We start from the raw sequence: 12,572 nt of genomic DNA on the forward strand, positions 1-12,572 counted from the left end.
GGCGGCGTCGGGGCGGCCCGTTCAGCCCTCCAGCTCGGCGGCGAGCGTCAGCCAGGCCTCCTCGGTGCCGTCCTTGTCGGCGACGACGGCGCGCAGCTCGGCGTCCAGCGCCAACAGGCGTTCGTGGTCGGTCGCCGCCTCGGCGAGGGCATGGTGGAGCTCCTGCTCCCGGCGGGTCAGCCGATCGAGGGCGCGTTCGAGGCGGGTCAGTTCCTTGCGGGCGGCCCGCAGCTCGCTGCCGGACCGGGACGGCCCGGTCGCCGTGCCGGTGGCGGATGCTGCCGTGCCGGAGGCCGCCGTCGCGGAGGCGGGAACGCCCGGCGCGGTTTCGCCGATCCGGGCGCCACCCGCGCCACCCCGGCCACCCGCGCCACCTGTCCCGCCCACGGCGGCCCCCGGGGCCGGCGGGGCCGAGGTGGCGGTCTCCGACCCGGCGGCGGCGCGGCGGGCCAGGTACTCCTCGATGCCGCCCGGCAGCATCCGCAGGTGGCCGTCGCCGAGCAGCGCCATCGTCACGTCGCAGGTGCGCTCGAGGAAGTACCGGTCGTGGCTGACCACGACCAGGGTGCCGGGCCAGGAATCGAGCAGGTCCTCCAACGCGGTGAGGGTGTCCGTGTCGAGATCGTTGGTCGGCTCGTCCAGGAACAGCACGTTCGGACGGGCCATGAGCAGGCGCAGGAGCTGCAGCCGGCGCCGCTCGCCACCGGAGAGGTCACCGACCCGGGTCCACTGCCGCGACGACGGCAGGCCGAACTGCTCCAGCAACTGCCCGGCGCTGCGTTCCCGGCCCCGCTCGACCTCCAGCGACCGGCCGACCTGCTCGACGGCCTCCAGCGCCCGCAGCGACGCCGGGAGTTCGATGACCTCCTGGGACAGCAGGGCGGGGCGGACGCTGGCCCCGACCTTCACCCGCCCACCGTCCGGGACGACGTCGCCGAGCAGGGTGCGCAGCAGCGTCGTCTTGCCGGCGCCGTTGACACCGACCAGCCCGATCCGGTCCCCCGGACCCAGCAGCCAGGTGATGCCGTCGAACAGGGTGCGCTCCCCGATCCGGACGGTGATGTTCTCCGCGTCGTAGACGTCCTTGCCGAGCCGGGAGGCCGCGAAGCTGCGCAGCGCCATCGTGTCGCGGGGCGGCGGCTCGTCGGCGATCAGGGCGTTGGCGGCGTCGATGCGGAACCGCGGCTTGCTGGTCCGGGCGGGGGGCCCGCGGCGTAGCCAGGCGAGTTCCTTGCGCAGCAGGTTCTGCCGGCGGGCCTCCGACGCGTCCGCCCGCCTGGTCCGTTCGGCCCGGGCGAGGACGTAGGCGGAGTAGCCGCCCTCGTAGGCGTCGACGCGCCCGTCGACGACCTCCCACACCCGGCCGCACACCTCGTCGAGGAACCAGCGATCGTGGGTGGCGACGAGCAGGCCGCCGCGCCAGCCGGCGAGGTGGGCGGCGAGCCAGGCGACCCCCTCGACGTCGAGGTGGTTCGTCGGCTCGTCGAGGATCAGCAGGTCGAGGTCCTGGACCAGCAGCCGGGCCAGCGCCACCCGCCGACGCTCGCCGCCCGACATCGGGCCGAGCACGTCGTCGAGGCGGTCCAGCAGGCCGAGGCCGGCGAGCACGCCGCGGCGGCGCGGGTCCGCAGCCCACTCGTGCTCCGCGCCGGTGCCGACCACGACCTCGCGGACCGTCCGGTCGGCGGGCAGCACGTCCGCCTGGGCCAGCGAGCCCACCCGGGTCGATCCCGCGAGCACGGCCCGGCCCGCGTGTGGCTCCGCCTCGCCCGCGATGATCCGCAGCAGGGTGGACTTGCCGGCGCCGTTGCGCCCGACCACCCCGATCCGCTCGCCCGTGCCGATGCCCAGACTCACCTGGTCAAGCAGGGTGCGGGTACCGAAGGCGGCGTCGACGTTCTCCAAACTGACCAGGACGGGGCTCACGGCCCTCCGCCCGACCCGTCCGCGTCGTCCGGTCCCTCCAGCACCCGGGCGCCGGCCGCCGGCCCGGAGGCTCGGCGCACGGCCCGGGCGACGCCCATTCCGGCCAGGCTCGCGGCCAGTTCGACGCTCTCGGTCGCCCCGGCGGCGAGGAAGGCGCAGGTCGGCCCCGAACCGCTCACGATGGCCCCGACGGCGCCGAGCTCGCGGCCGGTCTCCAGGACCCGGCGCAGCGCCGGCCGCAGCCGCAGCGCCGCTGGCTGCAGGTCGTTGACGAGGGCCGCCCCGAGCTGGGCGGGGTCGCCGGTGCGCAGCGCCGCCAGCACGTCGTCGGCGGGGGTGGGCCCGGTGCGCAGCCGGCCCTCGGACAGCTTGTCGAACTCGGCGTAGACGGCCGGGGTGGACAGTCCGCCGTCGGCGAGGGCGAACACCCAGTGGTACTCGCCGGTGGCCAGGACGTCGGTGAGCTGCTCGCCCCGGCCGGTGCCCAGCGCGGTCCCGCCGGTCAGCGGGAACGGGACGTCGCTGCCGAGCCGGGCGGCGAGGCCGGCGAGGGCGACCCGGTCGAGGCCGGCCTGCCACAGCGCGTCGAAGGCGACGAGCGCCGCCGCCGCGTCCGCGCTGCCGCCGGCCATGCCCGCGGCGACCGGGATGCCCTTGGCCAGGGTCAGGTGCACCCGCTCCGAGGTGATGCCCGCGGCCTCGGCGACCAGGTGCGCCGCGCGGACGGCGATGTTGTCACGGCCGGTGGGAACGATGGACACGTCGGGGGTGGTCGTGGCCGGGCCCCGCGCGGTCGGGTCGGCGCCCTCGCCGGAGACCTCGACGGTGACCACGACCCCGTCCTGGTCGCCGGGGGGCACCCCGTCGAGCGCCGTGGGGTCGAGCGTCGTGGGGTCAAGCTCCGTGGGGTCAAGCGCGGTGGCGGTCAGGTCGTCGAACAGCGAGACGGCCTGAAGCACGGTGATCACATCGTGGTAGCCGTCCGGCCGCAGCGGGCCGACGCCGAGATGCAGGTTGACCTTGGCCGGGGCCCGGACGGTCACGGCGGCGGTGCCGGCTCCCGCGCCTTGGCGCGGGCCCGGGTGGGATCGAGGCAGCGGATGCTCCTTCGCTCGGACTCACTCAGGCTCACTCGAGGGGACGGCTCTACTCGTGCGGGCGCCCCGCCCATACGGGCAGTGCGACCGGCCGGATCCAACCTATCCGCGGGCCCGGAGCGTATGACTGTCCGCCCACGGGGTACATGGGAGAACGGGATGCCTGGCTGGTGAAATCGGGCGGCTCGTGGCGTGGGTGACCCCGTCGGGGAGGGCCCACACGTGCTTCGGAACGCCACCCCGCCCGGTTGGACCTGGCCCTTCACACCTTTTCCCAGCTCCCCATGACGTCCGGCCTGCACATGCGTCGCCGTCGTGTCCTAGCTGACCCGCGGCGGCCCGGTCGGACCCGCCCCCGAAGGGCGGGCGGCGGCCTGACCCCGGGTGGTGCCCCGCGATCACGACCCACCCCGGGGCGCCGAAACCATGAAAGGGAGCACCATGACCACGACCACCAGCTCCGGAACCACGACGACCGGCGCCGGGACCTCGACCAGCGCCGGCCATGCGGATTCGCCGGCGACCGGCGTCGCTGGCCGGGCCGCTGTGCCGGACCGCAAGCACTCAACGGAGCTCATCAGCGAACTGGGCCGCACGTCGATCGCGGACGTCGTGGTCCNCAAGATCGCCGGGGTGGCGGCCCGCGAGGTCGCGGGCGTACACAAGCTGGGCACCGGCGGCGCCCGGGCGGTCGCCTCGGTGAAGGCCCGCATCCCCGGCGCGTCGGCCAGCGTCGCGCAGGGCGTCGTGGTCGAGGTCGGCCAGCGGCAGGCGGCCGTCGACCTGGACGTGGTCTGCGACTACGGCGTCTCCATCGTCGACCTGTCGCAGTCGATCCGGCGCAACGTCGTCAGCTCCGTGGAGGGGATGACCGGGCTGGAGGTCACCGAGGTCAACGTTGCGGTCGACGACGTCTACATCGCTGAAGACAGCCAGGAAGAGACCCGGCGGGTCGAGTGAGCCCGGTCAGGACGGGGGATGCCGCCGCCTGGTTTCGCTGGGATCCCGACAGGGTCGCGGCGGCCGTGGCCGCCTGCCCTGGGGTGACGCGGCTCGTCGCCGCCCCCACGCCCGCGGCCCTGAGCATTCCAGCGCGCCCCAGCGCGTCGCCCTGCGGTAATGCCGACCCGGCAGCCCGCACCGACGACGCCACGGCCGAAGTCACGCGGGTGGACGCGGCGCGGGACCGGTTCGGGGGGGCTGAGGTGGCGACGTACCTGCCGGGTCGCCGGGTCGCGGGGGTGCGGGTGCGGGCTGACCGGATCCTCGTGCAGGTCGACTGCCGCTACGGCGAGCCGCTGCCCGATCTCGCCGGCCGGATCCGGGCGGCGGTGCGCTGCGCCGCCCCCGACTGTCCCCGGGTGGACGTGGTCATCCGCGATCTCGACCCCGCGGACGGGCCGGCATCGGTCGACCCGCGAACGCCGATCGGCGGACGGAGCCCGACCGAGGGGTCCGCGCCCGGTGGGTGGCCACTCGGTCGGGGTGCAGGGGATCCGCGGCTGGCGCGATCGGGGGATGACGATCAGCCGTGGGTGTGGCCGCCGTGACCTCCCGACATGCGGGGGATGACGTCGCCCGTCCGCAGACCCGGCCGGACCCCGACGCGGCCCGGCGCCGGGCGGAGATCCGGGCGTTCGTTCGGACGCATCACCCGGACCGCGGCGGAGATCCGCACGCTTTCGCCGAGGGACTGCGGGCGCTGCGCGCCGCATCGACCCCTGGCTCGGCGACCCCTGGCTCGGCGACCGGTGCCGCCTCGCGGCCTACGGCCTACTACCGACGTACCGGAGCCGAGCAGCTGGCCGGCTGGATAGCGGAGCGCGGCCGGGACTGGGGCGGCACCGCGCGGCGCCGATGGCCGGGTCTCGGTGAACGGTGGGCCCATCGGCTCGGCGTCCGATGGGTACACCGAAAGGAGGGTTCGAGAGCACAGCGTGGCTCTCGGGTCCGCTGACGCGACACTCCCGCATGAAACGTAGCTGTCCCCTCGCCATATGTGACGATCGTGCCCATGGCTCCTGCCTGACCCGTCCGAGGGGCACGCCGGACGTACTACCCGACTGGACGGGTCGTGGACCGGAAGGGGCGTCACCATGCGAGCTGCAGCACTCGGTCTGATCACCGGCCTCATCGCCGGGCTCGCTCTCGCCTTCGGCGGGTTCAGCGAGTTCCTGATCGTCCTCGTCTTCGGGGCGGTCGGGCTGGTCGTCGGCAAGGTCGTCGACGGTGATCTCGACATCACCCGCTACGTGGGCGGGGACCGGCGCCGGAGCCGGCGGTGACGACGCCGTCTCGGCCCGATGCGTCCGCCGAGCCGGCCGGCACCCGGCGCGGAGGTGCGGCGGCAGGTTCGCTGCGTGTCGCCGACCGGGTCGTGGAGAAGATCGCCGCAGTGGCCGCCGCGGAGGTGCCCGGGGTGACCGGGCCGCCGCGACGGCTCTCGCGCCGGGGAGGTGCCCGCCGGGACGGGGCGCGATGGCGCCGCGGGGCCCGGTGGCGCGGGCATGCCCGCCGACCCCGGGTGGACGCCCGGCTCGAGGGCAGCACGGCGCGGCTGACCATGACGTTCTCGGTGCGGTACCCGAACCCCGTCGGCGAGACCGCCGAGCGGGTGCGGGGCGAGGTGCGGGAACGGCTCGCGGCGCTCGCCGGTGTGCGGGTCGCCCATCTCGACATCGAGGTGCCCTCCCTGAGCCCCGGCGGCGGCGAACCGGACGGCTGATCCCCGGGTGGCTGCCCGCGGTCACCCCGCCCCTGTCCTCCACCGGCTGCCGTTCCACGGGCTTCGGTGTCCGTTTTGCCGTCATGGGTTCGGTGCCCGTTTCATCCCCGGGGGAAAGGTGGGGAGGCGGATGGGTGGTGTCTGTTCGTGCTCGGCTGGGCACGAGTCGTGGAGTACGGGTGGACTCGGTGGGGGGTGGACATCGTGCGGATGGGACGTCGGATCGTCGCCGGGCTGCTGGCCGCGCTGATCGCGGCTGCCGGTGTCATCGCCGTCATCGAGATCATCGCTGCCGCCGCGGGCGGTGGTCATATCGTGATCGACTGGCAGAGCTGGGCGAACAGTCTCAGCGACACCGCCTGGTCGGAGGGGCCGGCGTTGCTGGCCGCCGGATTCGTCGCGCTGGTCGGGTTGCTGCTGATCGGGACCGCGCTTCGGCGCGGCACACCCGCCCGGCTGCGTATCCGCTGGGACAGCCCGCGGACCGGGGTGTTCGTGGACCGGCGCGGGCTGGCCCGGGACCTGCGGGCCACGGCACTCGCCGTCGACGGGGTGGAGCGGGCCCGGGTCCGGGTGGACCGGCGGGGCACGGATGCCCGGCTGCGCCTGCGTCCCCCCATCGCGGGCGGCGCCCCGCATCGGGTGGAGGTCGCGCAGCAGGTGGAGGCCGCGCTGCATGAGGAGCTCGACGCCTTCGCGTTGGCCGAGCCGTCCGTCCCCGTCGTCCGGGTAACCGCGCGGTCGACCGCTGCTCGGCACGAACTGGCCGGGGGGGATGGGCCGGCTAGGCATGACGGCCCGGCCGAGCGGGGCGGTCCGGGCGGGCATACCGGCCCCTCCGGGCGTGACGGCCGGGTCGGGTCAGAGGGTCCGGACGGGTCAGAGGGTCCGGACGGGCCCGGCCGGCGGGTCGGGCCCGAACCGGACGGCGCCCGTGTGGGTGCCGCGACTCGGCAGGGAGGCGAGGCGCCGTGACCGGCCCCGGGCCGCACACGCCGTCGACCGACCGGCGCAACCAGGTCATCCTCGCCGTCCTGGGCGTGCTGCTCACCGCGGCCGGCGTGGTCGCGCTGCTCACCGGGGTCGGCGTCTTCGGGGACGGCCGGGCGGACCAGTCGGTACTCGATCCGGACGTCCGTGACTTCGCCGCGGACCACGGCTGGTTCTGGCTGGTCATCGGGGTCGGCAGTGGGCTGGTCGCCCTGCTGGCACTGGTCTGGCTGGCCCAGCAGATGCGCACAGACAGGTCCCCCGGGCTGGACGTGACCCACGATGCGCTGGGCGACGTGCACCTGCCGGCGGCCGCGCTGACCGACGCTGTCGCGGACGACGTGGCCGGGATCGCGGGCGTCGAGGGCGCGTGGGCCGAGCTGCGGGGCAGGCGCGAACCGTCGCTGGACATCGCGGTCCGAGTGACCCGCGGCACCGACGTGTCCGGCGTGGTCGGGGAGGTCTGCGGCCCGGTGCTGGGACGGGCCCGGCGGGCGCTCGGCCGCCCCGATCTGCCAGCTCAGGTGAACATCCGGCCCGTCGGTGCGGCCCGACGCCCATCCGGCGTCCGCTGATGCCGCCGGTCCGGCCGTGACCGGTGCCCCACGACGGCACGCATCCCCGCAGGGTCTTGACAGATCGGGGTGGTCGTCCACCACTCGCGAAGCGTCCGGTACTGTGAAGGACCGCGCCGCGGTGGTTCTCCCGCCCTCCGGCGATGGAATCCCCTGTTTTGGAAAGGATGAGCGCCGCCATGTCCGAGGTCCGCATCGCCGCGGAGCCGCGCACCGAGTTCGGTAAGGGCGGTGCTCGTCGCACCCGCCGCGCCGGCAAGGTACCCGCTGTTCTCTACGGTCACGGCAAGCCGCCGCGCCACATCGCCCTGCCCGCGCACGACCTGCTGCACGCCTTCAAGACCGACGCCGGCACGAACGTCCTGCTGACGCTCGAGCTTGCCGACGGCACCGAGCTCGCGCTCGCGAAGGACGTCCAGCGGCACCCGATCAAGGGCAGCTTCGAGCACATCGACCTGGTTCTCGTGAACCGGGGCGAGAAGGTCGTCGCAGACATCCCGGTGCAGGTCGTCGGCGAGCCCCACCCCGACACGCTGGTCGACCAGCAGGTCACTTCGATCGCGGTGAAGGCCGACGCCTCGCGTCTGCCGAACGCGATCGAAGTGGACATCACCGGCCTGGAGCCGGGCACCGCCGTGCTGGCCCGCCAGCTGCCGCTGCCTGACGGCGCCGAACTCGACGCCGATCCCGATCTGGCCGTCGTGCAGTGCCTGGCCAAGCGGACCGTCGCCCAGCAGGACGCCGAGCTCGGCGAGACCACCGAGGCGACCGAGGAGGCCGGCGTGGCGAGCGCGTCCGCCTAGGCGAACGGCTCTCCCCGTCGACCCCCTCGTCATCTCGTCACCTGCCGATGACCTGCGGATGAGCTGTCGATGACGAACGTGCCGACCGACGACGGGCCGTGGCTCGTCGTCGGACTGGGCAATCCGGGTCCGGGCTATGCCGGCAACCGCCACAACGCCGGTTTCATGGTCGTCGAGCTGCTCGCCGAGCGGGCCGGGTCGCGGCTGAAGTCGCACCGGTCCCGGGCGGATGTCGCCGAGGTTCGCCTCGCCGGCGCGCGGGCGGTCCTGGCCCGCCCGCTGTCCTTCATGAACCTCTCGGGTGGGCCCGTCTCGGCGGTGCGCACCTTCTACAAGATCGATCCGGCCCGGGTCATCGTCGTGCACGACGAGCTGGACATCCCGTTCGGGAGCGTCCGGCTCAAGCGCGGCGGCGGGGACAACGGCCACAACGGGCTGCGATCGATCTCCTCTGCCCTCGGCACCCGCGACTACCTGCGGGTCCGGGTCGGCATCGGTCGCCCGCCCGGCCGGATGGACCCGGCCGACTTCGTCCTGCGGGACTTCGGCGCGGCGGAGCGGCGCGAGCTGCCGCTGCTGCTGGAGCACGCCGCCGACTCGGTCGAAATGCTCATCACGGATGGCCTGGAGCCCACGCAGAACCGCTATCACGCCCTGCTCTGAACGGGGCCCCGCACTCTGTCCCGACCCCGCCCGGTTCCGACCCCGCCCGGCGTGGTCAGGACGGCGTCAGGTGCTCCTGGATGCGGCCGATCAGCGCCGCGTGGTCGAGCTCCCGGCGGACGAAGGCCCGGCCGGCGAGGCCGATCTCGGCCGCCCGCACCGGGTTGTCCAGCAGCTCGCACGCGGCAGCGGCGAAGGCGCCCGGCTCCTCGGCGACCAGCAGGTCGGTGCCGGGGGCCCAGTCCAACCCGCGGCTGCCGGTCGGGGTGCTCACCACCGGGGTGGCGGTCGCCATCGCCTCGATGGCCTTGATGTTCACGCCCGAGCCGGAGCGCATCGGGTTCACCGACAGCGTCGCCGCGGTGAGGTAGCCGGCGACGCTCGGTACGTCGGTGTGCAGCTCGACGCCCTCGAAACCGGCGAGCCACGCGGCCAGGCCGTCCTCCGGGCGCCGCCCCACCACCTGGAAGGTGGCCTTCGGATGGCGGACCCGGATCATCGGCCAGCATCCCCCGAGGAACCAGCGCAGCGCCTCGATGTTCGTCGGGGTGTCCAGCGAACCGACGAAGATCAGCCGCTGGTCGCCGGCCACGGCCGCGGCGGCCGCCGCGGCCGGCTCGGTGGAGGCGGTCGCCCGCAGCGCCCCCACGGGCAGGAACGGTGGCAGGTGGAACGTGGGCACGCTTGCCCGGGTGCGCCGCCACTCGTGGTCTTCCAACGAGATGTCGGCGATGCAGGTGACCAGGGGGGAATGGTGCATCGCGAGTTCGGCCAGGCGTAGCTTGTGGTACTCCAGCTCGTAGGCCACGGCCCGGGGGCCGGAGCTGCTGCGGGCGAGCACCCGGAAGAACTCCGAGTCGACGTTGTGCGCGCGCACCAGGTGCGGCAGCTTCCAGATCCGGGCGATCTCCTCGCCGAGATGCGACGATCGGCAGCTGTAACTGATCACGGCGTCGGCGCGCGGGGGCGTGGACTCCAACGCGCGGCGCAGCGGCCCGACCGGTCGAGAGGCGTGCATGAACGGCTTCGGCGTCAGGTGGGCGCGCGGGCTGTCGTCCCGGGGCAGTCGGATGACCGCCGAACCGGGAACCGCCTCCTCGTAGGCGGCGATGTCCAGATCCTCCCGCGAGGGAACCAGGATCTGCATCCGAATACCGGCCGCGGAGGCCGCGGTGAGGAAGCTGAATGTCTCCACCCGGCCGCCGGCGTCCGCCGGGAGAAACGGTTCCTCGACAACGACGATCCAGCGCGTGGAGTCGCTCACCGGTCCCACTGTAACGACTCGGGTTCACCCGCATGGGGGAGGGTCCGCCCGGTCGCTCGGGCGAGGAATGCGACGCGTGGCCGGGTGGTCACGATGGTGTCGAGTAGCGGTGAATAAACCGGGCGGTTTCCTGTGGCCCTCATCGGCGGATCGCGGCCGCGCCGGACTGCCGCGCAGGTCGGGTCCGGGCATCACGGCCGCGCAGCGTCATGAGGTCAATCGCGTGATTCGACGGGCCAGGAGCCGTTCGCCGTGGCGTTCCGATGGAACGCTACGGTTACTGTCATGACAGGTGTCCGGACCATCGGTCGAGGAGCCGCCGTCGCGGCGCTCGGAGCCGCAACTGTTTACGGTCACGTTCTGTATCCGGTTTATATCGGACTGCGCAGCCGTGGCCTGGAACCGACGACACCGCCGGACCCTGAGATCTGGCCGGGCCTGAGTGTTGTCGTCTCCGCGTACCGGGAATCCGCGGTTATTGGCACGAAACTGGATGAGCTGGCCGGCGCGGACTATCCCGGGCCGATGGAGGTCATCGTCGTCGCGGACGATCCGGAGACGGCGGAGGCCTCGCGCCGGCCGGGTGTGCGAGTGCTGTCCTCGGGGGAGCGGCTGGGCAAGGCCCGCGCGGTCAACCGCGGCGTCGCCGCCGCCTCCCACGAGATCGTCGTGCTCACCGACGCGAACGCGGTGCTCGCCCCCGGCGCGCTGCGCGCTGCCGCCCGTCACTTCACCGACGAGACCGTCGGCGCGGTCGCGGGGGAGAAGCAGGTCGACGACCCCGACGGCGCCCAGGGCTTCTACTGGAAGTTCGAGTCGTGGCTGAAGCGCTGCGAGTCGGCGACCGGCGCGACGATCGGCGTCGTCGGCGAGATGCTGGCCTTCCGCCGACAGGCGTTCCGGCCGCTGCCCGCCGACACGGCGGTCGACGACGCCTGGCTGGCCCTCGACATCCTCGAGGGCGGGCTGCGGGTCGTCTACGAGCCCGAGGCGTACTCGATCGAGTCGGCGGCCCCGGACTACACCGGTGAGTGGGAGCGGCGGACCCGGATCGTCGCCGGCAACCTGGACATGCTCTGGCGCCGCCGGGCGGCGCTGGTGCCGGGCGCGTTGCCGGTCACCCCGCAACTGTGGGGGCATCGGCTGGTCCGCTCGTCGTTCGGGCCGATGGCCCACGTCGTCCTCGTCGTCATGGCCGTCCCGGCCGCCCGGCACAGCTGGGCCGCCCGGGTGTTCCTGGCCGGCAACGCCGCCGGCGCCGCGAGCGCCGCCGCCCTGATGACCGGGCGGACGCCGCCGGGGCCCAGCCGGCTGGTCGCGCAGGTGTTCTTCCTGCAGGCCGTCGCGCTCGGCGGAGTGCGCCGCTTCGCCGCCCGGGACCGCCCGGCCGTGTGGCCGAAGCCGGATCGCCAGCCGGTCGCCCCGCCGTCCGGTGCCGGTGCGCCGGCCGGAGCCGACCCGGCGAGCCCGTCCAGCCCGTCCAGCCCGTCCAGCGCGCTGACCTCGGCCGGCGGTTGAGTCGAGAATCGCAGCACCCTCGGCAGCCGGGCCGAACGGTGCATCGGAAGTTCGCGTGAACACACGCAGTGAGGAGCGTGCCGCCGTGTCGGTCGAGCAAGCCAAGCGGTCCACGTGGCAGTACGAGCTCGTGCTGGTCAGCTACCACAGCCGGGAGCAGCTCGAGGGGCTGTTCGCGACGCTGCCGCTGGACATGCCGGTGGTGGTCATCGACAACGCGAAGGGCGCCGACCGGGTCGACGAGCTGCTCGCGGACCGACCGAACAGCCGCTACCTCGACTCCGGTGGCGGCAAGGGCTTCGCGAAGGCCGCGAACATGGGCATCCGCTCGTCCAGGTACGACTACATCGTCCTCGGCAACCCGGACAGCCGGCCCACCGTCGACGTCATCGACGTGCTCGTCGACGACCTCATCGCCGATCCGGAGCTGGTCACCAGCGCGGCGACGATGAAGGGCCACGACGACAAGCCCGAGCTCGGCAACGGTGGGTGGGAGCCGACGCCCCGCCGGGTGCTGCTGCACGTCCTCGGCGCGCACAAGGTGGCCCCGACCTCGGCGCTGTTCGCGCGCCCGACCCCCGGTCGGCCGATGAACCCCGAGTGGCTGACCGGCGCCTGCATGGCCGTGCGCCGCGCCACGTTCCTCGACCTGGGCGGCTTCGACGAGACGTTCTACGTCTACAACGAGGACATGGCGCTCGGCCGGGCGATCCGCGAGGCCGGCCTGCGCCAGCAGCTGCACACCGATCTGCTGGTGCCGCACGGAGCCGGCGGCAGCGGCGCGGGCAAGACCTGGATGCTCCAGATGCGCGGCGCGTCCATGGTCCGCTACCTGCGCAAACACAACGCTCCGGCCCGGGTGAACGTGATGCGCTCGATGCTCGTGGCCGGGTACGCCGGGCGCACGGTGCTCTCCCGTGCCCGTGGCAAGAAGGCGGTGGCCGACGAGCACGCCGCCTACATCAAGGGGCTGCTCGTCGGTCCGCCCGCCCCCTGAGGCCCCGCCCGGCG

At 73.9% G+C, this 12,572-nt stretch carries 12 protein-coding genes and 2 pseudogenes; 11 read left to right on the top strand and 3 right to left on the bottom strand.

All coding sequences use genetic code 11. From position 1 onward, the window contains the following. Positions 1-21: 21 nt before the first annotated feature. Both FF36_RS02730 and FF36_RS02735 read right to left on the bottom strand, forming a co-directional pair. Positions 22-1,926, bottom strand: a complete 1,905-nt coding sequence (locus FF36_RS02730) for an ABC-F family ATP-binding cassette domain-containing protein (RefSeq protein ID WP_044883368.1) — start codon at positions 1,924-1,926, stop codon at positions 22-24. Further along, a complete protein-coding gene (locus FF36_RS02735; protein WP_044883369.1) occupies positions 1,923-2,969 on the bottom strand; it encodes a 4-(cytidine 5'-diphospho)-2-C-methyl-D-erythritol kinase in 1,047 nt (348 codons plus the stop codon). The genes FF36_RS02730 and FF36_RS02735 overlap by 4 nt, the downstream gene beginning before the upstream one ends. Positions 2,970-3,464: 495 nt before the next feature. Here FF36_RS02735 and FF36_RS39860 point away from each other — a divergent pair. The 9 genes and pseudogenes from FF36_RS39860 to pth form a co-directional block, all read left to right on the top strand. Further along, a pseudogene (locus FF36_RS39860) lies at positions 3,465-3,642 on the top strand (Asp23/Gls24 family envelope stress response protein); the annotation flags it as partial. Between the two features lies 1 nt (position 3,643). After that, positions 3,644-3,983: pseudogene (locus FF36_RS36875) on the top strand (Asp23/Gls24 family envelope stress response protein); the annotation flags it as partial. After that, positions 3,980-4,573, top strand: a complete 594-nt coding sequence (locus FF36_RS02745; protein WP_044883371.1) for a hypothetical protein — start codon at positions 3,980-3,982, stop codon at positions 4,571-4,573. The pseudogene FF36_RS36875 and the gene FF36_RS02745, both read left to right, overlap by 4 nt. A gap of 546 nt (positions 4,574-5,119) precedes the next feature. After that, on the top strand, positions 5,120-5,308 hold the full coding sequence (locus tag FF36_RS02750; RefSeq protein WP_044883372.1) for a DUF2273 domain-containing protein: 189 nt from the start codon (positions 5,120-5,122) through the stop codon (positions 5,306-5,308). Further along, on the top strand, positions 5,305-5,748 hold the full coding sequence (locus FF36_RS02755) for an Asp23/Gls24 family envelope stress response protein (RefSeq protein ID WP_044883373.1): 444 nt from the start codon (positions 5,305-5,307) through the stop codon (positions 5,746-5,748). Before FF36_RS02750 ends, FF36_RS02755 begins: the two co-directional genes overlap by 4 nt. A gap of 210 nt (positions 5,749-5,958) precedes the next feature. After that, a complete protein-coding gene (locus FF36_RS02760) occupies positions 5,959-6,723 on the top strand; it encodes a DUF6286 domain-containing protein (RefSeq protein ID WP_052680929.1) in 765 nt (254 codons plus the stop codon). Next, positions 6,720-7,313 carry a hypothetical protein gene (locus FF36_RS02765; protein WP_044883374.1) on the top strand — a complete coding sequence of 198 codons (594 nt, stop codon included), beginning with the start codon at positions 6,720-6,722 and terminating at the stop codon, positions 7,311-7,313. Before FF36_RS02760 ends, FF36_RS02765 begins: the two co-directional genes overlap by 4 nt. Positions 7,314-7,492: 179 nt before the next feature. Then, on the top strand, positions 7,493-8,116 hold the full coding sequence (locus FF36_RS02770; RefSeq protein ID WP_044883493.1) for a 50S ribosomal protein L25/general stress protein Ctc: 624 nt from the start codon (positions 7,493-7,495) through the stop codon (positions 8,114-8,116). A 69-nt stretch (positions 8,117-8,185) separates the two neighbouring features. Further along, entirely contained in the window at positions 8,186-8,779 is a 594-nt protein-coding gene (gene pth, locus FF36_RS02775; protein ID WP_044883375.1) for an aminoacyl-tRNA hydrolase, read from the top strand. A 55-nt stretch (positions 8,780-8,834) separates the two neighbouring features. On the opposite strand, the gene FF36_RS02780 is transcribed toward pth, so the two are convergent. Next, entirely contained in the window at positions 8,835-10,043 is a 1,209-nt protein-coding gene (locus tag FF36_RS02780; protein ID WP_044883494.1) for a glycosyltransferase, read from the bottom strand. A gap of 285 nt (positions 10,044-10,328) precedes the next feature. Here FF36_RS02780 and FF36_RS02785 point away from each other — a divergent pair, with 285 nt between their 5' ends. Then, positions 10,329-11,561: a glycosyltransferase family 2 protein gene (locus tag FF36_RS02785; RefSeq protein ID WP_044883376.1), complete on the top strand. Its 1,233-nt coding sequence runs from the start codon at positions 10,329-10,331 to the stop codon at positions 11,559-11,561. An 85-nt stretch (positions 11,562-11,646) separates the two neighbouring features. Further along, positions 11,647-12,558: a glycosyltransferase gene (locus tag FF36_RS02790; protein ID WP_044883495.1), complete on the top strand. Its 912-nt coding sequence runs from the start codon at positions 11,647-11,649 to the stop codon at positions 12,556-12,558. The last annotated feature ends 14 nt before the right edge of the window (positions 12,559-12,572 follow it).

Origin of the sequence: Frankia torreyi (assembly GCF_000948395.1) — a bacterium.
Taxonomy (GTDB): Bacteria; Actinomycetota; Actinomycetes; order Frankiales; family Frankiaceae; genus Frankia; species Frankia torreyi.

Coding starts and splice junctions, on each gene's coding strand:
- FF36_RS02770 (WP_044883493.1), top strand. CDS start 7,493: ATGTCCGAGGTCCGCATCGCCGCGGAGCCGCGCACCGAGTTCGGTAAG.
- FF36_RS02760 (WP_052680929.1), top strand. CDS start 5,959: ATGGGACGTCGGATCGTCGCCGGGCTGCTGGCCGCGCTGATCGCGGCT.
- FF36_RS02785 (WP_044883376.1), top strand. CDS start 10,329: ATGACAGGTGTCCGGACCATCGGTCGAGGAGCCGCCGTCGCGGCGCTC.
- pth (WP_044883375.1), top strand. CDS start 8,186: ATGACGAACGTGCCGACCGACGACGGGCCGTGGCTCGTCGTCGGACTG.
- FF36_RS02750 (WP_044883372.1), top strand. CDS start 5,120: ATGCGAGCTGCAGCACTCGGTCTGATCACCGGCCTCATCGCCGGGCTC.